The sequence below is a fragment of the Granulicella sp. L56 genome (assembly GCF_009765835.1).
In the GTDB taxonomy this organism is placed as follows: domain Bacteria; phylum Acidobacteriota; class Terriglobia; order Terriglobales; family Acidobacteriaceae; genus Edaphobacter.
Window position 1 is genome coordinate 1,598,529 of sequence record NZ_LMUS01000006.1, and the last position, 25,134, is coordinate 1,623,662.

Here is a 25,134-nt window from a genome sequence, read left to right on the forward strand (position 1 = left end):
ATCTCTACCCAAAATCCTCCAGCGCCCGCAGCCCCGCCAAATGTCCACACATCCCATGCACTCCACCCCCCGGCGGCGTCGAAGCCGAGCACAGATACAACCCCTTCGTTCCCGTCCGATACGCCGACAGCGAAGGCCGCACCACCATCTGCCCCAGCGTCATCGCCCCGCCGCCAATATCGCCGCCGATCAAATTTGCATCCCACTCCTCCAGCGCCTGCGTCCCCATCGCATGCCGAGCCAGCACGCACTCGCGAAACCCCGGCGCAAACCGTTCCACCTGCGCCTCAATCGCCTCCAGCGCCGAACCCTTCCACCCATTCGGCACATGGCAATAGGCCCACGCCGTGTGTTTACCCACAGGCGCGCGTGTCGCATCGAACAAACTCGGCTGCACCACCAGCACAAAGGGCCGCGCCGCAGCCTCACCGCGCCACGGAGCACGCTCAGCAGCCGCAATCTCCTCCATCGTCCCGCCCACATGCACCGTAGCCGCTCGCAGACACTCCTTCGCCCGCCACGGAATCGGCTCACTCAGCGCCCAATCCATCTTGAACGCACCCGGCCCATAGGCAAACCGCTCCATCTTCTCCGCATACTCGTGCGACAGCCGCTCCCCGGCGATCTGCCGCAACTGCCGCGGCGAAACATCGCACAGGATCGCATCCGCATCTCCCAACTCGCGCAGATCCGAAATCCGCACTCCAGTCCGAATCTCTCCGCCCAAACTCACAAGATAAGCCGCCAGCGCATCCGACAATGCCTGCGCTCCACCCTCCACAATTGGCCACCCCACCGCATGAGCTGCCACCGCCAGCACCAATCCCACCGCCGAACTCGCTACACTCTCCAGCGGCCTCACCGAATGTGCAGCGCATCCCGCAAACAAAGCTCGCGCCCGCTCGCCCCGAAACAGCATCTTACCGAGCGCCGTTGCAGGCAGCATTGCAAACAACCCAAATCGTCCCAGCAATAAAGGATGTCGCGGCACATGCAACACCGGCCCAAGAATCTCGCCGCACAACTCCGGCCAGCCTTCGACCAGCGGCCCCATCAGCCGCCGCCAAGTATCGCCATCCACCCCAATCCCGGCCGCCGTGGCCTCAACGCTATGCTCCAGCATCACCGCCGAGCCATCATCCAAAGGATGCGCCATCGCCGCCGCAGGCTCAATCCAACGCAGCCCGAACTGCTCCAGCGGAAGCTCTCGAAAGAACGGCGAAGCCACGCCCAGCGGATAGACCGAAGACCCCACATCATGCCGAAACCCGGGCAGCGTCAGCTCCGCCGTCCGCGCCGCGCCACCTACCGTCTCCGCAGCCTCAAAAAGAGTCGTAGCCACCCCGGCCCGGGCCAGAGTAATCGCCGCGCTCAAACCATTCGGCCCCGCCCCGACAATTGCCGCCCGCCTCATCAAGCCGAGCATAGCGCAAACCGCCGCCCGTCTGCTCGCACGATCGCCTAGCTATTGCCTTGGCTGTTGCTTATCCTTTGCTTGTCATCCTTCCGCGAAGCGGGAGGATCTGCTGTTACCGTTGCCTGTTTTTAAATCGGTGTCATCGGTGCAAATCGGTGTTAAGTTTTTTTAGCCAGATCGCCCCGCACCCGAGCCATGGTGTCCAGATAAAACGCCAGATTATGCACTGAGTTCAACGTAGCGCTCAAAGCCTCACCCGACACATACAGATGCCGCAGATAAGCCCGTGAATATCTCCGGCAGACCATGCAACCGCACGATTCATCAATCGGCCGCGCATCCTCCGCATACTCCTTACGTTTGATGTTCATGCGAACCACCGGCCCACCGGGCTCTTCACGCATGAACACCAGCCCATGCCGTCCCGCCCGCGTCGGCAGCACGCAGTCCATCATGTCCACGCCCATCCGCGCATACTCTTCAATCTCGTCGGGATAACCCACACCCATCACATAACGCGGCTTATCCTTGGGCAGCCACTCCAGCGTGCGCGCAATCATCTCCCGCGTCACCTCGCGCGGCTCGCCCACCGCCAGCCCCCCAATCGCATAACCCGGCAGCTCCATCTCCACCAGCCGCTCCGCGCTCTCCTTGCGCAGATCCGCATACATGCCACCCTGCACAATACCAAACAAACTCTGTGTCTTTCCTCCGCGCTCCTCAAACCAGGGCACGCGTTCCTTGTTCGCCTCAAAGTGGTCCTTCGAGCGCTGCGCCCACGCATGCGTCAGCCCCATCGAATCCCGCGTCCGCTCATACGTCGCCGGATGTTCCACGCACTCGTCGAAGACCATCATCACATCCGCGCCCAGCGCAATCTGCACATCCATCGAGTGCTCCGGAGAGAAAAAATGCTTGCTCCCATCCAGATGCGACCGAAACTCCACGCCATCCGGCGTCACCTTGCGCAGACTGCTCAAACTGAAGACCTGAAAGCCGCCCGAATCCGTCAGCATGGGCCGCTCCCAGCTCATAAACTTATGCACGCCGCCCATGTGCGCAATCAACTCATGCCCCGGCCGCAGATAAAGATGATAGGTATTCGCCAGAATAATCTGCGCACCCACGCTATCCGCGCCGATCTCCTCCAGCACACCCTGCTCGACCGCCTTTACGCTCGCCGCCGTTCCCACCGGCATAAATACCGGAGTCTCCACCACTCCATGCGGCAGCACCAGCCGCCCGCTCCGTCCCCCACCAGCATCCGCCCCATCAACCTGAAATTCAAGACCCATCTCTGAATTGTAGAGGCAGCATTCCGCAGCCTGCCTGACGACGACGAAAGCGCGATTGCCCTTCCTCAGCAGGCAATCGCGCCCAATCATCACGCCTGCGGTTCAGCACTCACAATAAACACCAAGCACGTCAGCGCGATCCGCCCAGACGGTTCCCGGATATTCACGAACAAGCGGAGCCCACGCTTCGGCAATTGCCATCAGGCTCTTTCCCGATCTCCGGTACGCGGCAACGCCCCGCCACCAAAGCGCCTCTGGAAGATTCTTGGCGTTCACATACTTCTGAACCGCTGCGTCGAGCGTCTCGAACGCACTCTCCCAATCGCGCTGATGAAGTGCATGGAAGCTCAAGCAGAGTTCCAGTTCCAGCAGCATGTCCTCAGGAGGAAGATACCCCGTCGTACGCCTCAACTCCGTCCCATCCGGTGCGCGGGTTACAAGAAGAGGCGAGAAGGCATACATTGCATTGCCATTCAGTCTCTCGAAATTTTCATCGGGTTGCCAGCCGTTGTACATCACAGGAATAAAGCGATCATTAAGGGCCGCAGCCACTCGAGTATCCAGATACGTTGTGGCTTCCAGCTTCTCGCACCCCTTGCAGTTGATGGCAAAGAAGTCGATAAACAAAGGCTTCCCCGATTCCCTCGATGCGGCGATCGCCTCTGCGGCCTGGGATTGTTCGAACCAGTGGACGAGCGGTTTTGTTTCAGTAAGTGTTGTCATAGCGAAAGCCTAGTCAAAACCAGACATGAATAAAAGAGAATGTTATGCATCATATTCATGCATAATTTGCATATGAATTCACTCAATCTCTCCCGCGAAGATTTTGAATTGGCAGTAGCCATCCATCAGCATGGCACCGTCACCCAGGCGGCGGAGCATCTCCATCTCTCGCAGTCCGCCCTCAGCCACCACCTGCGCGGGCTTGAGGATCGCCTCGGCGAGCCGCTCTTCCAGCGCTTCCCGCGAAAGATGGTGCCCACCCCTATCGGCGAAGAGCTCGTCGCCATCGGCCGGCAGATCGCTCTCAGCTTCCGCGACGCCGAGCACCGCATCCTTGCCATCGCCCACTCTGGCCCGCGAACACTCCGCATGGCCACCGAATGCTACACCAGCTATTACTGGCTGCCGTCGCTCATCGAGGAGCAGAGAAAAGAAGGCAGCCACGCTGAAATCCAGATTGTCATGGAGGCTACTCCTCGCGTGAGAGAGGCACTCAAAGAAGGAGAGATCGACGTAGCCATACTGAACTCCCCCGTCGAAGATGATTCTCTGACGCTCTGGCCACTGTTCCGCGATGAAGTTCTCCTCATCGTTCCGGCGAATCATCCTCTCGCTCATGCAAAGCAGGTGGAACCCGAGCTATTGGCAAGCGAAACTCTTCTCCTGCACACGTCGCCCGGTTCGCGCAACGCAATCATGGATGACTTCTTCACGCCCGCAAAGATCGGGCCCAAATCAATCCAGTACATTCCCTTTACCGACGCCATCCTTCAAATGGTAGGTGCCGGCCTGGGCGTCGCACCCTTCGCACGCTGGCTGATCGAGCCTTACCTTCACACACACAATCTATGTGGCTTGCGACTTGGCCGCAGCGGCATACACCGGGACTGGCGGCTCGCAGCAAGACAGTCCCATCCCCGCGAACAAGAGTTTGGCCGCCTGGCAAAGGCGCTACGCACCAGCCTCCGCCTACAGATGCAGCCGCACCCACCGCGTGGAGCCAACAGTCACCCTGTCAAGCTGAAACGCAAGACCCGCAAATAGATCTTGTCGAGCCTCCTACGGCTGCGCCTCCAACCAGTAGTTCCTTCGCGCCGAAACCATCAGCACGGAATGGTGCGCCAGCCGCACCGCAATCGTATGCAATCCCGGCGCGTGCGAAGTCGGGTAGAAACTCAGGATGTAGCGGTTGCGAATATGATTCGCCAGCACACCAAGATCATCCGCAAATTCATTCCGATTGTCGAAGCTGCTCGTCTCCCTCCCTGCTAACACCGCGGCCAGAACGCCGAATTTGAGAACGGTGAAGTTTATCAGCCGGAGATCTTGGTTTGATCAATGAGCTTCCGGCATCGAAAAAGGCCGCGCCGCCACCGAGGTCGCCCACGTCTTATTCGGCGTGCTGCCCATCACAAACCGCAGCTCGCCTCCACGAACGATCTCCTCCTGCCGCAGAAAACTGCGCGTCAGCGGCTTGCCGTTCAAACTCACGCTCTCCACATAAGGATGGCTCGCACTCAACCCCTCCGCCACCACCTCGAACTTCTTTCCGTTCGGCAGATTGATCGTGGCCCGCTCCACAAACGGCCGCCCGATCACATACTCATTCGACGCCGGAGCCACCGGATAGAACCCCATCCCGGTAAAGAGCAGCCACGCCGACATCTGCCCCAGATCGTCGTTGCCCACCAGCCCATCGGGAGCAGGCCGGTACTGGCTCTCCACAATCTGGCCCAGCCGCTCCTGCGTCCGCCACGGCTCGCCCGCGTAGTCGTAAAGATACGCGAGATGATGGCTCGGCTCATTGCCGTGGACATACTGCCCAATCAACCCCGCCATGTCCTCCACATCCGCATACTGCTTCGGATCGACCTTCGCGTCGAACATCGCGTCGAGCTTCGCCACCAGCTTCTGGTCGCCGCCCAGCAACCGAATCATCCCCGCCTCGTCCTGCGGCTCGTACCACGAGTACTGCCACGCATTGCCCTCGGTAAAGCCGCTGTCCGCGCCCGCTCGCGCCGGGTCGAACGGCTCGCGATAACTTCCATCCGCCAGCCGCGGACGAACAAATCCGACCTTGGGATCGAAGACATTCTTCCAGTTCTCCGCACGCTTCTCGAACCGCTCGGCGACATCGTTCCGCCCCAGCTTCCGCGCCATCCGCGCAATCGTCCAGTCGTCGAACGCATATTCCATCGTCTGCGAAGTTGCCTCTCCATGCGAGCCGGGAGCACCACCATCCACCGGCACATAGCCCAGCTTCATGTACTCGCCCAGATGCCCATACGGTGCATACGTCGCCGTAGCCACCATCGCGTCCAGCGCCTTGTTCGCGTCGAAGCCGCCGATGCCCTTCATATACGCATCCGCAATCTCCGGCACCGCATGATAGCCAATCATGCACCACGTCTCGATCCCCTGAAACTGCCACACCGGCAGCATCCCGAACGGACTCTCCTGCTGCGAAGCCAGCATCGACCGCACCAGATCGCTGGTGCGCGCCTGCGGCTCAATCAGTGTCATCAACGGCTGCTCCGCGCGATAGGTGTCCCACAACGACAGGCTCGAGACAAACTGAAACCCCTGCGCCCGATGCACCTGGTTGTCCGGCCCGCGATAGCTCCCGTCCACATCCATCGACAGGCTCGGAGCCAGCAGAGCATGATAGAGCGCCGTATAAAGATTCTTCCGCATCGCCGGCTCGGCCTCGAAGCTCACCACGCTTAGCGCCTTCTCCCACGCCGCCCGCGCCGTCGCATGAACAGCGTCGAAGTCGAAGCCCGGAACCTCTGCGTCGAGATTCGCAATCGCGCCGTCTTCGCTCACCGGCGAGATCGCAACCTTCACCACCAGCGGCCCGCTCAGCTTGCCAAAGTCGAACGTGGCGATCAGCCCGCGGCCCTCTATCGACTGCGTATTCTCCGGCGTATCCCCTGGTGTCTTGAAGCCCTTGTACTCCACCGGCAGGGGCTCACGGTCCACCAGTGCGTGCCCAGTCACAGGCCGCGAAAACCGCATCGCAAAATAAAGCTGCCGCCCCGGAGCCCACCCCCGCGTCTCGCGCATCCCCGTCACCGTGCCGTCCTTGCGAAGGCGGACCCGCGACCACAGCACCTTGCCGGGATAGTTATAGATCGACGACCGCATATCCAGCAGCAGGTGCGCCTCCCGGTCCGCCGGAAACGTGTAGCGATGCACGCCCACCCGCGCCGTCGCCGTCAACTCTGCACGAACGCCGTAGTCGCTCAGCGTCACCGCATAGTACCCCGGCGCAGCCTTCTCGGTCGTATGGCTAAACCGCGACCGATAGCCCGAGAGCGGTTTGTCTACATCGCCCGGCTCCAGCCGAACCTCTCCCGCAATTGGCTGAATCAGAAAGTCGCCAAGGTCCGAGTGCCCCGCCCCTGAAAAGTGCGTCTCCGAAAAGCCAAGGATGCTCGAGTCCTCGTAGCGATACCCGGCAGCCCACTTATAGCTGTGTTTGAAATTGTTGATCTGCGTATCCGGGCTAAGCTGCACCATGCCAAACGGCACCGTCGCCCCCGGAAAGGTATGTCCATCGGCCCCAGTGCCAATCAACGGATCGACCGAATCATAGCCGCTCGACTGCGCCGCAGCACGTCCCCACGCAGGCAACGCAACTAACGCAATCGTCAAAAAGCCGACACAAACAGAACGCACAGACATCCGGGCAAACGCACCATTAACCATGCCATCGATTGTCGCAGCAGATCGCGGCCCAGTACCTGCACTTCAGCAAAATTGTCTTGGCAGCAATTCAGGCGAAAAAGAAATTTAGGAGCCTGTTCAAATCTCAAAACATCAAGGATTACTTCCCAGAAGCCGACTTGCCGGTACTGATCCCAGTGCAGCATTCGGGAGATTAATGTCCGTCAATGAAGAGAGAAAGATAGCTAAGCAGGAGGAGCGCGATGCTGCCGAGAATGAGGCGCCGGCGCCACTGATTCGCAAAGGTAGAAAACAGGAACGCTAACGCCGAGGCGCATAGTGCTGCTGTGACCGCGAAAAAATTCCACGAGTTCGAGTACCCTCCATGACCGTCCGCAATGAGTGGAAACGGATGCGCCAAAGCCAATACTGCTGCCGGTAAAGCTAGGGCGATTGTCACGAGGGAAAGCCAAGAACACCATACTCTTAGTTTTGAGAGCGGCACCTACACCCTCCACAACTGCCAGTTTATTGATTTCGGCGTTCTTATTCGAATCGGTCCCGATAAACGCCGATCCGTTGAGCGAAGCATAGCTTATCAATTTCACTACTGGATGCGTTATTTGTCACACTTGCCGTTGCAGCTAAGTACAGCGAGGCTTCAGCCTCGCGCCTCAATTAAACCGCCGCGAAGCGGCTTCCACTCTGCCGAAAGCCGGAGTGAAGGCGAAGCAGAAACGACAGATTTAATCGCCTTTGCCTCGCCCAAATCAGCCCCAGCCTCAAAATTCCGGCAAAATTCCTGTCAAGCGCCCACCCTTCCCGACAACTCAAATAACCCAAACAAAAGAAACAACTTAAACCCAAAAAATATAGTCCCAAAACCTGCAAAACAGTTTCCGTCGATTCGCTAAAATAGAAACAGCAAAAGAAAAAGTCCAGCCAAACGCTGGGCCTAACTTGTTTAGAAAGAAGACTTTGCCTATAAGACACAAAGAATGAAGACTTTGCAGAATTTACCTAATAGAATCAAGACTTTGCGACCAAAGTACCCCAGGGGGTGTACCCCTAAAGTCCGGTCCGCACGGCATGTTCCGCAATCGCCCGATTGATCTCCAGCGCCAACGCCAGCGCAGCGCGCCCATCCTCGCCCGAGACCACCGGAACCGAACGCTCCCGCACCGCCGCCAGAAACGACTCAATCTCCAACCGCAGCGGCTCGCCCTGCTCCACCGCGACCTTGCTCAGCGAGAGGCCCGCCGAAGGATGCTGCCCCGCAGCCTGCGCCAAAGCCGCAAGCTGAGCCGGGTCCATGCCAGCCGCAGCGGCGACATCGATCAGCAACAAATCCTGCCGCGCAAAGTCGAGCGAGAGATACTGATGCGGCTGAAAGAAGCGCAGCTTCCGCACCCGCTCCGTGCTCACGCGGCTGGCGGTAAAGTTAGCGACACAGCCGTTCTCGAACTCCAGTCGAACATTGGCGATATCCACCTTGTTCGATAACACCGGCAAACCCACCGCACGCACCTCGCGCACCGGCGAAGCCACCAGGCTCAGCACGATATCCAGATCGTGGATCATCAGGTCGAGCACAACATCCACATCGAGCGACCGCGGCGTAAAGATGCTCAGGCGGTGCGCCTCAAAGAACATAGGCCGGTGCAGATGCCGTCGCGCCGCGGTCACCGCAGGATTGAACCGCTCCAGATGCCCAGCCTGCACGATGCGGCCATGCATCCGCGCCAACTCCAGAATTCTGTCAGCATCGGCGAGGTTCGCGGCCAGCGGCTTTTCCACCAGCAGATCGACGCCCGCAGCCAGCAAAGGCTCCGCCGCCGTGGCATGATGCACCGTAGGCACGCAGACCGAAGCAGCATCGAGCCTGCACCCCGAACTCAGGCAGGCAGCAACGCTGTCAAACGCAGGCACGCCAAATTTAGTCGCAGCCTCAGCCGCAACCGCAGCATTCTGATCGACAACGGCAACAAGCTGAACCTCGTGGCCTGCATCCTGAAGCTCGCGGTAGACGCGGAGATGGTTGCGCCCGAAGGCTCCCGCCCCGACGACAGCGACACGCAGTGGACTCGTACCCGCCACTTATTTGATAGGCGCTTCGACAGCCTGGCGGCAACGCGCATACAGTTCGAGCAGGTGAGTCACCTGGTCATCTGGCTTCGCCGTAGCCGCCACGCCAAAGCCGGTGGCCCCAGCCCCTTTGCTGCCGACATTGGCCTGTGCAGCGACAAACTTCAGCAGATCGAGCGCGATATCTTCCGTGCGCCGCGCCGTTGTGGTGGATTCCATGAACTCGTCCCTCATTTCTCTTTAGCCGATCTTAATTGCCCATGAGACAAGGCGCAAATGAAGCTGATACTTTTGCGCCACAAAAAACCGTACGTCATCTCGACCGGAGCGCAGCGGAGTGGAGAGACCCCTGTATTTCGCCTTTGTCTCTCTTTACCAACCGCGACGCCGCCCTCATACCGCACACAATCTCATACGCAATCGTATGCGCCAGCCGAGCATGATCGTCCGCCGTCATGCCATCTCCCAGCAGCACCACCTCATCGCCTACGCTCACGCCGGAGATCTCCGTCACATCGACCATCGTAAGATTCATCGAGACCCGACCAACGATCATCGCCCGCTGCCCGCCAATCATCACCCAGCCGCCCGTCGCAGCATCCGATCCCGAGAGTTCGCGCCGCAATCCATCTGCATATCCAACCGGCAACAGCGCCAGCCGCATCGGCCTCTGCGCTGTAAAGACCGCGTTATAGCCCACCGTGTCGCCAGCCTCGACCTCGCGCACGCCGATCACGCGCGTCTTCCACGCCATTACCGGCCGAAGCTCAGGCTCGACCATCGCCTCACCGCCTTCAACCGGCAGGCAATATCCATAAAGCGCAATGCCGGTTCGAACCATCGCCCCCCCACCAGCACTTGAAGCAACTTCACGCAGCCACACCAGCGAGCCGCGATCATTCTCGCTCACCGCGCTGTTATCGACCGTTGAAGAGTTACCCGCATGAACCCAAACCGGACGCAGCCCAGACGCAGCAACCTCTGCCATCGCCTGCTCAAACCGTTCCCGCTGCTTGAGCGTCAGCGGCGAGTCCGCAACCTCCGCCGAGGCGAAGTGCGTCATCACGCCATCCAGCCTCAGGCTCGGCTGCGCAGCCAGCCAAGTCAGCAACTCGAGCAGCTCGTCACCCGGCGCAACACCCTGCCGCGCCATTCCTGTATCAATCTCCAGATGCAACGCCAGCGGCTCCGCACCCTGCCGCGCAACCGCCTCAGCGAGCCACTCCATCTGCTGCCACGTCCACACCACCGGAGTCAGCCCGTGGTGCACAACAGCCTCGGCATCCTCTTCGAGCAGCCCCGACATCACCAGAATCTTCGGCTGCTGCTCTGCCGCAACTCCAGCCAGCGATGCACGAACGGCCACGCCCTCTTCGGCATCCGTAACTCCAAGCCACTCCACTCCGGCATTGGCCAACACCGGAGCGCACACCTTCGCCCCATGGCCATAAGCATCGGCCTTGATGACCGCCATCACCGCCACGTCGTCGCCAGCAACCCTGGCAAGCGCGGCGTAATTTGCAAGCAACCGCTCTTCGGAGATCTCCACCCAACTCTTCACAACTCTTATCCTAACCGCCGCTCGCAGCGCCTAATTATCCTAATTGGCGCCCGTCACCAACCCTTGACGACCCGGCAGCCGCTCATCCTTCGGCGTCGCTGCGCGGATAAAATCATCAAGCGTCTGCCCTTTGCGCAGGACGAAGGTGCGCTCCAGCACCAGCACGTCCTCCATGCGGTCGATGCGAAAGGCACGGAAGTCGTTGCGCAGCTCGCACCACGAGGCCAGCGTCCACACACCGCTCCAGAACGCAAGCGCCAGCGGACGCACCGCGCGGTTGCTGCGCTCGCCGTCTTCGCGCGCATAGCCAAACTCGATGGCGCGTTTTGCAATGCAGGCCGCATGCAAGGTGTCGATCCGTTCGCGCAGATGCTGCGCCATATGAAATCCACCCGGTGCAAACAACAAAATGGAGTCGAGATCATTTCGCAACTCTGCTGGCAGCACAGCCTCAATCCGTTGCAGCGCTTGATTAGCCGCAACAACATTCTCCGCCCCACCCCACGCCTTCACCAGCCGCATGCCCAGCACCAGCGCCGTCAGCTCGCTGCGCGTAAACATCAGCGGAGGCAGGTCATGGTCACGCCGCAGCGTATAGCCAACCCCGGCTTCACCCTCAATCGGCATCCCCGAAAGCTGAAGGTCCTGAATATCGCGATAGATGGTGCGCTGCGAGACCTGCAGCTTCTCGGCCAGCTTCTGCGCCGTAAGCAAACGGCCGAGGCGCAGAAACTGCACGATGCGGAAGAGTCTGTCAGCACGTCGCATAAGTGTGATCCTAGTGCGAGTGCAGACCGACGTGATTGCCTTCGGTATCGCGAAGGCAGGCAAAGTGGCCGTATCCGCCGGGAACCTCGGTCTTGGGCATCAGCACAAGACCACCCGCGCTGGGTACGCGTGCGAGCACGGCATCCAGATCGCCGTCGCAGTTCAGGTAGACCATCGGCCCGGTCGCGCCCGGTTTGTGGAACACCCGCTTCACCAGCGTTCCGCCGGTTCCTGATTGATCGACGGGGAAGAGAGACATGGGAACACCCATGTTTTCGCGCCGCATCTTCTCTCCCAGCAAAGTCTCGTAAAAGGTCGTGGCACGGTCCAGATCTGCGCAAGGGATCTCGAACCAGTTGATTGCATTCTGGCGAACTGTCGTCGTGTTGCTCATGTCGCTCTCCTCATAATTGGCTGACTTGAGACCAAGCATAGCGAGGGGCTGCTGACAGCATTATGTCAGTAGGTTTTAAAATTCGTAGGGCGAAGATAACTCGAAACAATTCCGCCTTTTGCGCCGCTATCGCATCAACAAACTGCGCGAGCTGCTGCTCGTCATTCCACTCACCACTCAGACCAAACACAAAGCACGTCATCTCGACCGAAGGCGGCGCTTTTGCCGCCGTAGCGGAGAGACCCCTGTATTTCGCCGTTGCTCTTCCCCTAAGCCCTTTAGCAGCAATCAGTAGCCTCCGCCGCCGCCATCCCCTTGCAGATTCTCAAACCGCGTATAGTCCGCCAGATAAGCCAGATGGACGCTGCCGGTCGGGCCGTTTCTCTGCTTGGCGATGATGATCTCCGCCTTGCCCTTCGACTCGGGGTCTTCCTCGCCGTTCTCGTCCTTGTTGTAGTAGCTGTCACGATGAATAAACGCCACCACGTCAGCATCCTGCTCAATCGAGCCCGACTCGCGCAAGTCACTCAGCATCGGCTTCTTGTCGCCGCCGCGCTGCTCGCTCGAACGCGAGAGCTGCGACAGCGCGATCACCGGAACCTTCATCTCCTTGGCCAGCGCCTTCAGCCCGCGCGACACAGACGAGACCTCCTGCGTGCGGTTCTCGAACTTCTTCTGGCTGCCGCCCGCCGAACCCGTCATCAACTGCAAATAGTCGATCACGATCAGGTCGAGCCGCCCCTCCTGCTGGTGTAGCCGCCGCGCCTTGGCGCGCATCTCGGCCAGCGTAATGCCCGGCGTGTCGTCGATAAAGAGCTTCGACTCCATCAGCCGCTCCAGCGCGGCCAACAACTTGCTCTTGTCTTCCTTGGGCAGAAATCCCGTCTGAATCTTGCGCGAATTTACCAGCGCCTCCGACGCCAGCAGACGGCGCAGCAGACTCTCTTTCGACATTTCCAGCGAGAAGACCGCAACCACCTTGCCATCGCGCACGGCTGCATTCTGCGCAATGTTGATTGCCCACGCGGTCTTGCCCATCGAAGGACGCGCCGCAATGATGATCAGTTCCGAGTCCTGCAAACCGCTGGTCATGCGGTCAAATTCGATATAGTGCGTCGCCAGGCCGGTGATCTCGCGGCCCTGCTCATACAGCTTGTCGATCGAACCGAACGACGACTTCACAATCTCGCCGATGTCCGAAAATCCACCGGTCACCGCATGTTCCGAGATCTCCATCAGCCTGCCGCTGACGTTGTTCAGTACATCCAGCGCCTCCTGGCTCTGGTCCGCCGCGTCGATCATGCCCAGATCGCACACCGCCATCAACTGGCGCATGAGGCTCTTGTCGCGCACGATGCGGACATAGCTCTCGATGCTCAGCTTCCTCGGCAGGCCTTCGCTCAAAGACGCGAGATAGGGCAGGCCGCCAATCGAATCCAGCTCCTTGCGCTTACGCAGCTCCTCACCCACAGTGACGATATCGACCGCGTGGCCGACCTCGGACAGGTGCAGCATGGCCGTATAGATTCTGCGGTGCGAATCCAGCGCGAAGTCGTCCGCCTTCAGCAACATCGTCGCATCGGTAATCGCCATTGGCTCAACCAGCATGGCGCCGAGAATGGTCATCTCGGCATGGAGGGAGGCGGGGCGTTCCTGCTCGCCGACGATATGAGGATAAGTAGCCATCGATTGATTAATAACCTGGGGCGATGAGTTAATCACTTGGTGCGGTGAGTCTGAATTCGTTTCACTAGCCAAGGGTCGAAGACCCGCTCTATATCAGCCTGGGGCAACGCCCCAGGTAAGGTTCCAGCACAAAACCAAGGGCTGAAAGCCCGTCCGATGCTGCGTTCACTTCAGACTCACTACTCTAGCCGAAGAGTTCCTGCGGATGTCTGGCTGCTTTTGTGGATTACTGCGTCCAAGACACCTTTGCAAAGTTTACTCTTACACACAGACCTACACGGCACAGGAGGAGCATCAAGATGGGATCGGAGAAAATTCTGAGCGTTCCACCGGCGGCACAGCGCGACAAGGCCTCCTTCGAGGTGCTCCGTGTCTGGATCGCCGAGCAGGGTCAACACGTTAGCATCCGCAGCGGAGCGTGGGAAGACCCCTTCGCCTGGGGCATCGTCCTCGCCGATCTCGCCCGGCACATCGCTCTCGCCCACGAGCTACAGGGCGAAGCCGTCGATAAAGACGCCTTCCTCGATCGACTCCTCGAAGGCTTCAACGCCGAGATCGACAACCCAACCGACGAGCCCGAGGGCGAAGTCACCCAGTAGCTACTCACCCCTATACTTCTGAAACAACTCAGGAAAATCCCGCTTCAACGTCTCGATCTTAGGGCGGTCGCAGACCTGAATATAAGGATTGTTCGGATTGTTGGTCGCATAATCCTGATGGTAAGACTCCGCATCATAAAACCCCTTCAACGGAACCACCTGCGTCACAACCGGCTTCGAAAAAATATGCGCCGCTTCCAATTGCGCAATATAGGCCGTCGCAATCTTCTTCTGCTCGTCGTTCGCATAAAAGATCGCCGACCGGTACGACGTCCCTACATCCGGCCCCTGCCTGTTCAACTGTGTCGGATCGTGCACCGAGAAGAAGATCTGCAAGAGCTGTCCATACGTCAGCTTCGACGGATCGTAGATCACCTTTACCGATTCCGCGTGTCCGGTCGTCTCCGTCGTCACCTGGGCATAGGTAGCCGTCGACGCAGATCCGCCAGCGTACCCGGCAGTCGTCGCCGTCACCCCCTTCACCCGCTGAAACACCGACTGCGTCCCCCAGAAACATCCGCCCGCAAACACCGCCGTCTCGTGGCCTGATTTAGCAGCCTTCGTCTCATCGACGGCAGGCACGGGAGCTTTCGCCTGAGCATTCACTGGGGTCATCCGCATCCCCCTCCACGCCACCAGAACCACCGCAACTACCAGCAGCGCCATCCATCCGAACCGCGTCAACATTTTGCCCGTCTGCATCTCAAACCTCCACTACATCCCACTCCTGTTAATACGCGCTCATACCGGTCACAGATTCATTAAGCTGAGCAGCCGCACTCCGTCGCCGCCCCTGAATCTCAATATATCCATGAATCAAACTCACCGCTGCGGGCGTCACTCCAGCAATGCGGCTCGCCTGCCCCAGCGTCTGCGGACGCACCCGCGACAGCACCTGCTTCATCTCCGTCGACAACCCGCTCACCGCCGCATAGTCGAACCAGTCGGGAATCAACCGCTTCTCGGCCTTGCGCAGCTTCTCCATCGACCGCCGTTGCTGGTCGAGATAGCCCGCATACTTGATCTCCGTCTCGACCGTCTTCATCTCATTGCGAACCCACGCAGGCAGCCGCGCCACAGAACCGGGTGCGCGGTCGCCCTGCTGGAGCACCACGGAACCGGGTGCCCCATATCTCGATTCTGAGATGTGGGTATCGTGCGCAGCACGACCGTCCTCCTTCAAATTCAACGAAGCACCATCCATCGCCGCAACCCAAACAGCAAGCACATCGCCTTCCTTCGCCAAGCGCTCACGAAGCAGCGGAGCAATCTCCTCCACCACAACCTCAGGCCGCTTCAGCAACTGCGCAAACGTCTGCCCCGCAACAGCACCATCGCCATCGAGCCGAGCCACCAGCTCAGCAGGCAGCTCACCTGTCTTCACCCGCGCCGTCTCCAGCAGCTTCTCAAACCCCACACCGCGCGACTGCTTCGCCTCATAACCAGCCCACGCCTCATCGTCGATCAGCCCCAACCGACGCCCATACGGAGTCAGCCTGCGGTCCGCATTATCGATCCGCAGATGCAGCCGAAACTCCGCCCGCGAGGTAAACATCCGGTAAGGCTCGTTCGTTCCCTTACTGATCAGATCGTCGATCAGAATCCCCGTGTAGCCTTCCGTGCGATCCAGCGTAAAGCCATCCTCACCCCGAACCGCAAGCGCAGCATTAATACCCGCCATCAATCCCTGGCAGGCCGCTTCCTCGTAGCCGCTCGTCCCGTTGATCTGCCCCGCAAGATACAACCCCTGCATCGACTTCACCCGCAGCGTCCGATCGAGCTCCGTCGGATCAATCGCGTCATACTCAATCGCGTAGCCGGGCCGCAGCATCTCCGCATTTTCGAGGCCGGGAATCGAGTGCACCATCGCCGCCTGAATCTCCATCGGCAGACTGGTGCTCATGCCGTTGATGTAGACCTCGTGCGTATTCAATCCCTCCGGCTCCAGGAAGAACTGGTGCCGCGTCTTATCGGGAAAGCGCACGATCTTGTCCTCAATCGAAGGGCAATAGCGCGGCCCGATGCCTTCAATCTGCCCCGTATACATCGGCGAACGATGCACATTCTCGCGGATCAGCCGCAGCGTCTCCGGCGTCGTATGCGCGATGTGACACATGATCTGCCGCAGCGGCAGCGAACGCGTGCGAAAGCTGAACGGCGTCGGATCAGCATCGCCCGGCTGCTCCTCAAATTTGGTCCAGTCAATCGTCCGCCCATCCAACCGAGGCGGCGTCCCTGTCTTCAAACGGCACTCGCGCAGCCCCAGCCGCTTCAGCGCTTCGCCCAGCAAAACACTCGCAGGCTCGCCGCTGCGACCCGCCGTGTACTGCTGCTCGCCGCAATGAATCAGGCCATTCAGAAATGTTCCGGTCGTCACCACCGTCGCCGCAGCATGAATCACACGCCCATCCCGCAGCTTCAATCCACGCACCACGCGCTCTGATGAACCTTCTACCTCTTCCACAATCAGGTCCACCACCTCGGCCTGCTTGATGAAGAGATTCCTCTGCCCCTCCAGCACCTCGCGCATCTTCACGCGATACAGCGCCTTGTCGCACTGCGCTCGCGGAGACCACACCGCAGGGCCACGCGATGTATTCAGCAGACGAAACTGAATGCCGCAGGCATCGGCGACCTCGCCCATCACGCCGCCCAGCGCATCCACCTCGCGCACCAGATGCCCCTTGGCAATGCCGCCAATCGCCGGGTTACAACTCATCTGAGCAATCAAATCAAGATTCAGCGTAAAGATCGCCGTACGCAGTCCCATGCGCGCCGCAGCCATCGCCGCCTCGCATCCGGCGTGGCCTGCGCCCACCACGACCACATCGTATTGTTCCGTAAAACTCACACTTCTATTTTAGGCTTCGCCGTAAAATCCGCGAACTTCGGCATCTCCCCGCCGCAGGTCACTCATTCCGCACCCGCCGCATCCCATCGTCAGCTAGACTTATCGCGAACAGGAGCAACTATGACTCCCGACAGCAAACTCATCGGCTTCATCCCCACCCGCGACGCAGATAGCGCCCTCAGCTTCTATCGAGATCTTCTCGGCCTGCGTTTCGTCAGCGACGACGCCTTCGCCATCGTGCTCGAATCGAACGGCAACATCGTCCGTCTCGTTCGCATCGAGGAGTTCACGCCTGCCTCTTACACCATTCTCGGCTGGCAGGTCGAAGACATCGAGAGCACCGTAAAAGAGCTGGCCGCCAAAGGACTCGCCTTCCAGCGCTATTCCTTCCTTCAACAAAGCGAAGACGGCATCTGGACATCGCCCAGCGGGGCCAAAATCGCATGGTTCCACGATCCCGACGGCAATACGCTTTCCTTCTCGCAGGATTGAGACGCAATTGTCCCAAAATTTAATTCGTCATCGAAGCGCAAAACCACGTCATCTCGACCGAAGCGAAGCGTAGTGGAGAGACCTCTGTATTTTGTTTTTGTTTTGCTGTTGTCTGTTTTTGATGACCGAGCAGCTTTGCAAATTTGATGGAACAGGCAACGGCAACGGCGAAATACAGGGGTCTCTCCACTACGGCGGCAAAGACGCCGCCTCCGGTCGAGATGACGTGCTTTGATAGCTGGCACTTCGGTCGAGATGACGTAGTTCCAAGTCTTTACCACTAAAACTCCAGCCTTAACCCAAGCTCGACCCGCCGCTCGCCCGACTGCCCCGTCGAAGCCGAAGTAAACGTTCCGAACGGCTGCACGTTCAACTGCTCCGTAGCCACCGCAGCCACATCCTGGAACATCAACGGAGTCACACCGTTCACCGCCGTCCCCACCAAAAACGCCCGCTGCATAATTCCCGAATAATTTACCCGATTCGTCACGTTAAATATCTCCGCCACACCCTTCACTCGAACCTTCTCCGCAGCGCGCAGCGTCCTACTCACGCGTAGATCGAGGTTCGCCGCATCCGGCAGCCGCAGCGTATTCCGTCCCACCGTAGGCAGATAGACCGCGCCGCCCGAGCCATTGATGCTCTGATGCCCGCCAGCCAACCGCCTGCCGCCATAGATATTAAAGCTGTACGGCCTCCCACTCCGCTCCGTAAACAACGGAGCCACCGACCACCCACTCCCCGCCACTCGCAGCCACCTCCGTCTACTCGAAGCCTTCGGCTCCCACACCGCGCTCGCCACCAGCTTATGCGGATAGTTCAACGCCGACAGCCCCTTGTCGTAGCGCAGATCGAACGGATCGAACTGCCCATTCGTTCGCGGCGTCGCTCCAGCGCTCTCGCCAAAATCAATCGCCTTCGACCACGTCCAACTCGCGCGAAACTCCAACCCGCCCACACTGCGCCGCCGCGCTTCGATCACCAGAGCGTTATAGCTCGCATTCGCGTCTGAGACCAGGTCCGTCACCGGTCCATAGCTGGCATCGACGCGCTCAGAGTAGACCGGCACGGCAAACATCTCGCCATCGCGCACTCCCGGCGCCCCTGTTCCGCCCTGTAGCTGAAACGTCTCCACGCTCGTCGCCGGAGCAATGTTGATGTCCACCGAATCCGGCAACTGCCGATCCAGATTCAGCAGATAGCTCGCGCTCCCCACTACACCCACGCCCACCTTGCGCTCCACCGTCAAGCTACCTTGCTGCACCGCAGGCAGGCGAAAGCCGCGATCGAACACCGTCGCCGAGGTCGTCGTCCCCACCGCCGCCGGAGGCGTCGTCAGGTAAGCGCACGCATAGCCAAAGCCCTGGTTCGGCACTTGCGGGCAATCCGTTATCGTGGTCGGCGTAATTCTCACATGCGTCGCCGAAGTCGGCAGCGCCGTATTCACCAGCGCACTCCGCACCGTCGCCCCCGGCAGCCGTCCATAGAACAACCCATACCCCACACGAACCACGCCGCGCCCCTCGCCCAGCGGCTCCCACGCCACTCCTACGCGAGGCCCGACATTATTTCTGTCTTCAGGAAAAACGCTGCTCGCTCCACGCAAACCAAACTCAGCATCGAGCGCTATATTCGGCCGCTGCGGAAGCGGCAGCAGCTCATACTCATAGCGCAGCCCGGCATCGACAGTCAGCCCGCGCCGCACCTGCCAGTGGTCCTGCACATACCCGGCCCACTCCTGCGTATCGAACGTGACCGCAGCCTGCCCAAAGCTCTGCGTAAACGACGTGAAGCAAAAATAATGCAGTTGCGATCCAATTGTCCTACACTCGCCATTCGGATAGGCATTCACGTTGAAGGTGTAATCGGTAATCCAATCCACCAGCCCACCGCCAGCCGCGCCGCTGTCATAGTGAAACGCCCCCTCCTGACCGCTCAGCGAATCAATATAGTCATGCACCAGACTCAAATCTCCGCCAACCTGCACCTGATGATGCCCACGTACCAGCGTCACCATGTCCGCGAACTGCACTCTCCTCTCATCGGGATACGCCTTGCGCCCCAGCGAAGAAGGCGTGCCAAACGTCAGCCCATTCGGCCCAATCACCACCTCGGGAGCGTATCCACCCGGCCCCACCGCAGGCTCCTGCGGCAGCGGAGCCGATGCCTCCTCATACTGAAAGTCCCTGCCCACCGCCAGCCGCAGCTCATTGCTGAACTTCGCGTTCTTCGACCAAAGCCACCGCCCCAGCAGCGAGTCCACCTTCACATAGCTACTCCCCAGACTCGCTCTTCCTCGATCCACCACCGCCGACGATCTCACTCCCCCCGGAGCACTAGACCGCGCCCGATCATACTGCACACTCAGCCGGTTCTTCGCCGTCGCCTGCCAATCGAGCTTGCCGAAGTTCACCGTCTGGTTCTGCCGCCGCGGCACCATTCCCGTCAGGCTATCCAGATAATCGAGCGCCGTATTCACCTTCGACGCCGATACCCCACGCCCACCCAATAAGTCCATCTGCCCCAGCGTCAACGCATAGAAGTCCGCATTCTGGGGCGAAGACACCGCCGGAAAATCGCGCCGCTGTTGATCGAACGCATAAAAATAAAACAGCCGATTGCGCACCGCCGCGCCGCCCACACTTCCGCCAAACTGTTGTCGCAGGTCATGCGGCTTCACCACACCACTCGTCACCACGCCATCGGCATAGTGCGTGGCAATTGAAAACGGATTCGCCGCCGCCCATGCACTATCCCGCGCCAGATAAAAGGCCGACCCATGCAGCGTATCCGTGCCGCTCTTCGACACCGTCGTCACCACGCCGCCCGCCGCGCCTCCATACACAGCCGAGTAGTTCTGCCCGCTCACGCGAAACTCCCGCACCGCTTCCTGCGAAAACGTATAGGCCGCGCCTCCACGCCGCGCCACACCGCGCTCGCCCTCCGCTCCTGTTCCTCGCGGCACCGAGCCAAAGCTCTGATCGTCGCTCACCCCATCGACCGCCGTGCTGTTCTGCGTCACCGCGAGGCCGCGAAAGCTCAACAGCCCCGCCACATCCGCATTCGCCGCAGGAGTCAGCAACGCAAAGCTCTGCCATCGCCGTCCACGCACCGGCAGCCGCTGAATCTCGCCAGCCGTCACCGTACTCGCCACCGCCGTCGATTCAACCGTCGAGCTTCCACTCGCTGTCACCGTCACCGTCGTAGACACACCAGCCACCCGCAGCCGAGCATCCACACCCGTCACTGCGCCCACCTCCACAACGACGTCAGCCAGAACCAGCCGCTCAAACCCCGCCGCCTCCACGACCACGCGATACGTCCCCACCGGAACCCGCGCCACCAGAAACTCGCCACCTTTATCCGAACCAGCACGCGCTACAAAGCCACTCGCCGCATCTTCCACCTGCACCGAAGCTCCCCGCACCGCAGCCCCGCCTGCGTCCACCACCACCCCGTGCACAACGCCGTCCACCGCCGTCTGCCCCAAAGCAGCCGTCAGCGCGCCAAGCAACATCAGCGACAAAACAATCGCGCGCAAGCTCTTCCTATCCAAGCTGATTGATTAATAGATCAGCCGCAGGGTACCGAACTTCCGCTAAATAAGAAATGCCACCTTCGTTCCACAAAGAAAAAGGGGCGGCAGCCGAAGCCACCACCCCTAAGACAATTAAGACAACGAAGACAATCCGTCTCAAGTTAGAACAGGAACCGGAAGCCGATCTGCACCTGTCGCGGCGTATACAGAAAGCCGCTCGAGTTGGAGTTGTTCGGCGTGCCGAACAGGGCCGTGCTCCCGGTCCCCGACTGGAACGTCGCCGTGGCCGTATTCGCCGTCGCGCCGCTGCCCGATTGCAGTGCATACGCCAGGCTCTGAACGCTGGTCACGTTCTGATGGTTGTAGAGGTTGAAGAGGTCGAGCCGCAGCTCCGCACGATACCGCTCGGTAAAGGCAAGCTGCTTCTGTACCCGAAGGTCCTGCACGATGTCGCGCGGATACTTATAGGTATTGCGCCCGATCATCGGAATGAACGATGTACCGCCCGCTCCGTTCCAACTGCTGTTCAACGCTCCAAAAGAGCCATAGCCGCTCAGCGTCGCCGAGTAAGGCAACCCATTCTGCAACTGGAATGCGCTATTCAAGGCCCAGTCATTGGAGACGTATTTCAACCAGCCGTCCTGTTGCCGATTGGGGAAGTTGTAAAGCACATAGCCCGCAAGCCGGTTGGGCACGTTGTAGTTGGAGTTCCCATAGTCTTCTTTCAGACCGCCATAGGGATCGTATTGATTGTTCGTTGTGTTCGTCGTCGTTGCGTTCTGGCTGTAGTCCAGCGCATGCGACCACACATAATTCACATCGAACTGGATCGAGTGCAGCGACCGGTTCTGGATCTCGGCAACCAGCGCGTTATAGTTCGAGTTGATATTGCTCGCCACCTCGGTGATGCTGGTGAATTTGCTGGCAGCACTGCCAAACAGCGCAGTATTGCCATACGAGGTGTACTGCGGAACCACATACGTGGCTCCATTCTGTAGCGGCCCCTTGCCGGTCGCATCGGAGATGGTAATCGTCGTCGGTGTCGTCGCCGGGTTCAGATTTCTATCCACGAAGTTCGTCAGCTCTCTGCCCAGCGCTCCAAGGTAGCTCACCGAGAAGACGGTGCCCCGGCCCATCTGCTGCTGCACCACAAGGTCGAACTCATGCACCATCGGGTTCTGCAGGTTCGAAGCCAGGTAGTACGAGCTTGGCGTTGGTGGCGTAGCGGCTGCAATGATGTTGGGGAAGATTGGAGCATTTGCAGCAGCGGGCTTGATGCTCGCCGTGAACTGTCCCAGCGGACTGCCGGTGTTCAACAGCACATTCAACAGGACACCGTTGGTGATGCGGCCAAAGAACATGCCGTATCCGCCACGCAATACCGTCTTGCCGTCGCCGAACGCATCGTAAGCAAAACCGAGCCTTGGGCCGAAGTTATTGTTATCGCTCGGCGCATTCGTCAGCCCGGTATACGGCACAAAGGTCCCCGATGCCGCCGTCAGCGTCGCATTCGACGAAGCTCCCGGCAGGTTCTCCTTGTCATAGCGAACGCCGAGCTGCAACGTAAGTCGCGGCTTGATCTTCCAGTTGTCCTGCACAAAGACGCCATAATCGAACGTCGAGATCGCAAAGACCGGCGGACCAAAGCCCTGTGCGAACGTGCTGTAGCAGGGAGATGTACCTACCGCACTCGTCGTCGCTGTAGCGGCGGCCAACGCAGTACTGTTGCAGGTAGGCGCACCGTTCTTGCTGGCCAGGTCGGCAAGGAAGTTGCCGGTATAGCCATAGGTGATATAGCCGTTGCTCTCGTAGGTGTTGTTGATCAGGTCGTAGTTGTGCACCGCGTCCAGACCGATCTTGATGCTGTGGTTGCCGTGGTTCAGATAGAGCGTATCGCCAATCTGCCACTTGCGTTCATCCGGCAGCGCCTTGCGGTAAGAGTAGTAAGGCGATCCAAGGTAGAACCCGGTTGAAGTCGCAAGCCCGACCTCGGGAACATTGCCGCCCGTACCTACAAGGTTGTTCTTGGTGAACTCACTGAACGGCTGCTGGCCTTCGTCGTTGAGCTCGCGCCCATATTGATACAGCAGCTCGTTGCTGATGTTCGAGGAGATCAGCGTCGTCCACTTGGCTACGCCGTAATCCAGCTTCACAAAGTCCGTACCGAACGTATCCACAGCGTAGTTGTTGGTCGCCTGCGTCTGCACGCCGCCCGGCGAATCCCACCGCAGACGGTTATAGAGCAGGCTGACATGGTTCCTGTCATTAAGCTGATAGTCCAGCTTCGGCATATTGACTTCCTGGTCGCCCGTGCGCGGCACGCTGCCAAGGTCGGTCAAGAGATTGCCGAGGCCAGCACCATACGCCGCCGCTCCCGCCGCGTAGCTCGAAAGCTTCTCGCGCGCCGCCAAAGTGCAGGCATAGCTGTCGAGCGTGTAGTTGGAGAAGTAGTTCGAGTCCGTGGCCTTGGCGCTACCAGTAAGGTATCCCGTTGCCAGATTGCAGGTCGGAGAACCGTTGAGCCCGGTCAGCGAAGCATCCGGCTGGCTGAAGAACGACGAGGGCGAGTTCGCCTTCGCTGTTCCCGGAAAGTTCCTGTGATGCTGGTCATACGTGTAATACCAGAACAGCTTGTCCTTGATCAGAGGGCCGCCCGCCGAAAAGCCCCAGATCCTGCGCGAGTCGGTTGGCTTGTACGGTGTCGTCGTGAAGGTATACCCACCCGAAGAGTTCTGCGTCCCAACCGTGTTCGACGTGTACGGGTTATAGGTGCCCCAGTCGGCCTCGCGGTCGTAGAAGTATGCCTGCCCATGCAGCTTGTTGGTTCCGCTCTCGGTCACCGAGTTGATGACGCCGCCCGCTGCGCGTCCAAGCTGCGCCGAGTACACGCCGGTGTTCACCTGAAACTCGCGGATCGCCGTCGGAGGGGTCGAGTACGCCTCACGCGTACGGCCACGCTCTTCGGAGTAGTACGCCTGATTGTCGTCCGCACCATCGATCAGAACATTATTCAAAATCGGGCTGATGCCGCGAATGCTGACCAGACCAAAGCCATTCGAGTCCGACACCACACCCGGCGTCGTCAGCGCCAGGCTCGACCAGCGAAGATTGTTCACCGGCACATTGTCCAGCGCGCGCCGGTTCAGGTTGGCCGAAAAATCAGGAGAGTCGAAGTTCAACACCGGCGCCTCTGCCGTTACTTCCACCACAGAAGTCGATGCGCCCGTCACCAGCTTCGGCGATACATCGGTCAACTGCCCGACCTGCACCGTCACCTGGTTCGTCTTCGAATCGCTGAACCCCGCGCTGCTCACGGTAACGGTATACGTTCCCGGCTCCAGTAGCGGAGCTTTGAAGTAGCCGCTGCCATCCGCTGTCAGATGGATCTCAGCATTCGTTCCATTATTGTGGATGGTGACGCTGGCACTCCCAACCACGGCGCCCGTCGTATCGAACACCGTTCCGCCGATTGCGCCCTGTGTACTCGACTGCGCCAGCATCGTCCCGGCGGTTAAACACACGGCAGCAAAAAGCCCGAGCCTCATTAGCATCTTCATAATCTGGTCTCCCGAAAAATGTTCCGTACATCCGCCCATAGACATCGGTGCAATCCATGCTTACAGTTCGGATACCCTTATTCTACGAGCTACTTCAACGTCGCACATTCCCATGAATGCACGATAAACGCAGATCCAACCTCGTTTACCTCCAGAAAAACCGTAACCACTTACGGCTCAGTTTATTACGGCGCAAAAAAAGAAGAGGTGTCATAGACACCTCTTTTGGAGAGCATTACTGAAATCGCTAGACCCAAGCCTAGCCCTCGCTTCTTTTCCTGTCATCGCCAATACGGCCTGTTTTCACCTCCCCATTTCGGTGGAGGCCCTAAAACATGATTACGGCCTTCGACGGAGATCGGCACGTCATCTCGATCAGCGCAACGGGCCACAACTGCACGTCATCTCGGCTAGCATCACTAGCCATCACTGCACGTCATCTCGACCGAAGCGAAGCGCAGTGGAGAGACCCCTGTATTTCGCCCTTGTCTTTGCCATT

20 protein-coding genes are annotated in these 25,134 nt (G+C 59.5%); 5 read left to right on the forward strand and 15 right to left on the reverse strand.

Features of this window, described 5'->3' with window-relative positions; translation table 11 throughout:
* Positions 1–4: 4 nt before the first annotated feature.
* From GSQ81_RS14395 to GSQ81_RS14405, 3 genes are all read right to left on the reverse strand, one after another.
* Positions 5–1,426, reverse strand: coding sequence for an NAD(P)/FAD-dependent oxidoreductase (locus GSQ81_RS14395; RefSeq protein WP_254060206.1), 1,422 nt, complete (start codon positions 1,424–1,426; stop codon positions 5–7).
* A 149-nt stretch (positions 1,427–1,575) separates the two neighbouring features.
* The gene (gene tgt / locus GSQ81_RS14400; RefSeq protein WP_158912252.1) at positions 1,576–2,712 is read right to left on the reverse strand and encodes a tRNA guanosine(34) transglycosylase Tgt; all 1,137 of its coding nucleotides are present in this window, start codon (positions 2,710–2,712) and stop codon (positions 1,576–1,578) included.
* A 102-nt stretch (positions 2,713–2,814) separates the two neighbouring features.
* Positions 2,815–3,435: a thioredoxin family protein gene (locus tag GSQ81_RS14405; RefSeq protein WP_158911382.1), complete on the reverse strand. Its 621-nt coding sequence runs from the start codon at positions 3,433–3,435 to the stop codon at positions 2,815–2,817.
* A gap of 72 nt (positions 3,436–3,507) precedes the next feature.
* Here GSQ81_RS14405 and GSQ81_RS14410 point away from each other — a divergent pair, with 72 nt between their 5' ends.
* A complete protein-coding gene (locus GSQ81_RS14410) occupies positions 3,508–4,479 on the forward strand; it encodes a LysR family transcriptional regulator (RefSeq protein ID WP_158911383.1) in 972 nt (323 codons plus the stop codon).
* A 15-nt stretch (positions 4,480–4,494) separates the two neighbouring features.
* Here the strand turns inward: GSQ81_RS14410 and GSQ81_RS14415 are convergent, their stop codons facing one another.
* Both GSQ81_RS14415 and GSQ81_RS14420 read right to left on the reverse strand, forming a co-directional pair.
* Positions 4,495–4,647 carry a hypothetical protein gene (locus GSQ81_RS14415; RefSeq protein WP_158911384.1) on the reverse strand — a complete coding sequence of 51 codons (153 nt, stop codon included), beginning with the start codon at positions 4,645–4,647 and terminating at the stop codon, positions 4,495–4,497.
* A 123-nt stretch (positions 4,648–4,770) separates the two neighbouring features.
* The gene (locus GSQ81_RS14420) at positions 4,771–7,116 is read right to left on the reverse strand and encodes a GH92 family glycosyl hydrolase (RefSeq protein WP_371715336.1); all 2,346 of its coding nucleotides are present in this window, start codon (positions 7,114–7,116) and stop codon (positions 4,771–4,773) included.
* A gap of 38 nt (positions 7,117–7,154) precedes the next feature.
* On the opposite strand from GSQ81_RS14420, the gene GSQ81_RS14425 reads away from it, so the two are divergent.
* Both GSQ81_RS14425 and GSQ81_RS14430 read left to right on the forward strand, forming a co-directional pair.
* Positions 7,155–7,322 (forward strand): hypothetical protein, encoded by a 168-nt coding sequence (locus GSQ81_RS14425; RefSeq protein ID WP_158911386.1) that lies wholly within the window; start codon positions 7,155–7,157, stop codon positions 7,320–7,322.
* A gap of 180 nt (positions 7,323–7,502) precedes the next feature.
* Positions 7,503–8,018 (forward strand): hypothetical protein, encoded by a 516-nt coding sequence (locus GSQ81_RS14430; RefSeq protein ID WP_158911387.1) that lies wholly within the window; start codon positions 7,503–7,505, stop codon positions 8,016–8,018.
* 154 nt (positions 8,019–8,172) lie between these two features.
* On the opposite strand, the gene GSQ81_RS14435 is transcribed toward GSQ81_RS14430, so the two are convergent.
* From GSQ81_RS14435 to dnaB, 6 genes are all read right to left on the reverse strand, one after another.
* Positions 8,173–9,201 (reverse strand): Gfo/Idh/MocA family protein, encoded by a 1,029-nt coding sequence (locus GSQ81_RS14435; protein ID WP_158911388.1) that lies wholly within the window; start codon positions 9,199–9,201, stop codon positions 8,173–8,175.
* Positions 9,202–9,408: a hypothetical protein gene (locus GSQ81_RS14440; RefSeq protein ID WP_158911389.1), complete on the reverse strand. Its 207-nt coding sequence runs from the start codon at positions 9,406–9,408 to the stop codon at positions 9,202–9,204.
* Positions 9,409–9,502: 94 nt separating this feature from the next.
* On the reverse strand, positions 9,503–10,750 hold the full coding sequence (gene alr / locus GSQ81_RS14445; protein WP_158911390.1) for an alanine racemase: 1,248 nt from the start codon (positions 10,748–10,750) through the stop codon (positions 9,503–9,505).
* A 39-nt stretch (positions 10,751–10,789) separates the two neighbouring features.
* A complete protein-coding gene (locus tag GSQ81_RS14450) occupies positions 10,790–11,518 on the reverse strand; it encodes a YafY family protein (protein ID WP_158911391.1) in 729 nt (242 codons plus the stop codon).
* Between the two features lie 10 nt (positions 11,519–11,528).
* A complete protein-coding gene (locus GSQ81_RS14455; RefSeq protein ID WP_158911392.1) occupies positions 11,529–11,912 on the reverse strand; it encodes a VOC family protein in 384 nt (127 codons plus the stop codon).
* Positions 11,913–12,200: 288 nt separating this feature from the next.
* Positions 12,201–13,598 carry a replicative DNA helicase gene (dnaB, locus tag GSQ81_RS14460; RefSeq protein ID WP_158911393.1) on the reverse strand — a complete coding sequence of 466 codons (1,398 nt, stop codon included), beginning with the start codon at positions 13,596–13,598 and terminating at the stop codon, positions 12,201–12,203.
* A 299-nt stretch (positions 13,599–13,897) separates the two neighbouring features.
* On the opposite strand from dnaB, the gene GSQ81_RS14465 reads away from it, so the two are divergent.
* The gene (locus GSQ81_RS14465) at positions 13,898–14,197 is read left to right on the forward strand and encodes a DUF5076 domain-containing protein (RefSeq protein ID WP_158911394.1); all 300 of its coding nucleotides are present in this window, start codon (positions 13,898–13,900) and stop codon (positions 14,195–14,197) included.
* On the opposite strand, the gene msrA is transcribed toward GSQ81_RS14465, so the two are convergent.
* Both msrA and mnmG read right to left on the reverse strand, forming a co-directional pair.
* Positions 14,198–14,812, reverse strand: a complete 615-nt coding sequence (gene msrA, locus GSQ81_RS14470) for a peptide-methionine (S)-S-oxide reductase MsrA (protein WP_371715347.1) — start codon at positions 14,810–14,812, stop codon at positions 14,198–14,200. It abuts the gene before it with no gap.
* 115 nt (positions 14,813–14,927) lie between these two features.
* Positions 14,928–17,048, reverse strand: a complete 2,121-nt coding sequence (gene mnmG, locus GSQ81_RS14475) for a tRNA uridine-5-carboxymethylaminomethyl(34) synthesis enzyme MnmG (protein ID WP_158911395.1) — start codon at positions 17,046–17,048, stop codon at positions 14,928–14,930.
* A gap of 120 nt (positions 17,049–17,168) precedes the next feature.
* Between mnmG and GSQ81_RS14480 the strand changes: the two genes are divergently transcribed.
* Positions 17,169–17,540, forward strand: a complete 372-nt coding sequence (locus tag GSQ81_RS14480) for a VOC family protein (protein WP_158911396.1) — start codon at positions 17,169–17,171, stop codon at positions 17,538–17,540.
* A 280-nt stretch (positions 17,541–17,820) separates the two neighbouring features.
* On the opposite strand, the gene GSQ81_RS14485 is transcribed toward GSQ81_RS14480, so the two are convergent.
* Both GSQ81_RS14485 and GSQ81_RS14490 read right to left on the reverse strand, forming a co-directional pair.
* Positions 17,821–21,081, reverse strand: a complete 3,261-nt coding sequence (locus tag GSQ81_RS14485) for a TonB-dependent receptor (protein WP_254060208.1) — start codon at positions 21,079–21,081, stop codon at positions 17,821–17,823.
* Positions 21,082–21,239: 158 nt separating this feature from the next.
* Positions 21,240–24,635, reverse strand: coding sequence for a TonB-dependent receptor (locus tag GSQ81_RS14490; protein ID WP_158911397.1), 3,396 nt, complete (start codon positions 24,633–24,635; stop codon positions 21,240–21,242).
* Positions 24,636–25,134 lie beyond the last annotated feature (499 nt).

What these genes read in the sequence shown, in the direction of transcription:
- GSQ81_RS14480 (WP_158911396.1), top strand. Translation starts at nt 17,169, where the DNA reads ATGACTCCCGACAGCAAACTCATCGGCTTCATCCCCACCCGCGACGCA.
- GSQ81_RS14450 (WP_158911391.1), bottom strand. Translation starts at nt 11,518, where the DNA reads ATGCGACGTGCTGACAGACTCTTCCGCATCGTGCAGTTTCTGCGCCTC.
- GSQ81_RS14430 (WP_158911387.1), top strand. Translation starts at nt 7,503, where the DNA reads ATGAGTGGAAACGGATGCGCCAAAGCCAATACTGCTGCCGGTAAAGCT.
- GSQ81_RS14440 (WP_158911389.1), bottom strand. Translation starts at nt 9,408, where the DNA reads ATGGAATCCACCACAACGGCGCGGCGCACGGAAGATATCGCGCTCGAT.
- GSQ81_RS14465 (WP_158911394.1), top strand. Translation starts at nt 13,898, where the DNA reads ATGGGATCGGAGAAAATTCTGAGCGTTCCACCGGCGGCACAGCGCGAC.
- msrA (WP_371715347.1), bottom strand. Translation starts at nt 14,812, where the DNA reads ATGACCCCAGTGAATGCTCAGGCGAAAGCTCCCGTGCCTGCCGTCGAT.
- tgt (WP_158912252.1), bottom strand. Translation starts at nt 2,712, where the DNA reads ATGGGTCTTGAATTTCAGGTTGATGGGGCGGATGCTGGTGGGGGACGG.
- GSQ81_RS14455 (WP_158911392.1), bottom strand. Translation starts at nt 11,912, where the DNA reads ATGAGCAACACGACGACAGTTCGCCAGAATGCAATCAACTGGTTCGAG.
- dnaB (WP_158911393.1), bottom strand. Translation starts at nt 13,598, where the DNA reads ATGGCTACTTATCCTCATATCGTCGGCGAGCAGGAACGCCCCGCCTCC.
- GSQ81_RS14395 (WP_254060206.1), bottom strand. Translation starts at nt 1,426, where the DNA reads ATGCTCGGCTTGATGAGGCGGGCGGCAATTGTCGGGGCGGGGCCGAAT.
- GSQ81_RS14490 (WP_158911397.1), bottom strand. Translation starts at nt 24,635, where the DNA reads ATGAAGATGCTAATGAGGCTCGGGCTTTTTGCTGCCGTGTGTTTAACC.
- GSQ81_RS14405 (WP_158911382.1), bottom strand. Translation starts at nt 3,435, where the DNA reads ATGACAACACTTACTGAAACAAAACCGCTCGTCCACTGGTTCGAACAA.
- GSQ81_RS14410 (WP_158911383.1), top strand. Translation starts at nt 3,508, where the DNA reads ATGAATTCACTCAATCTCTCCCGCGAAGATTTTGAATTGGCAGTAGCC.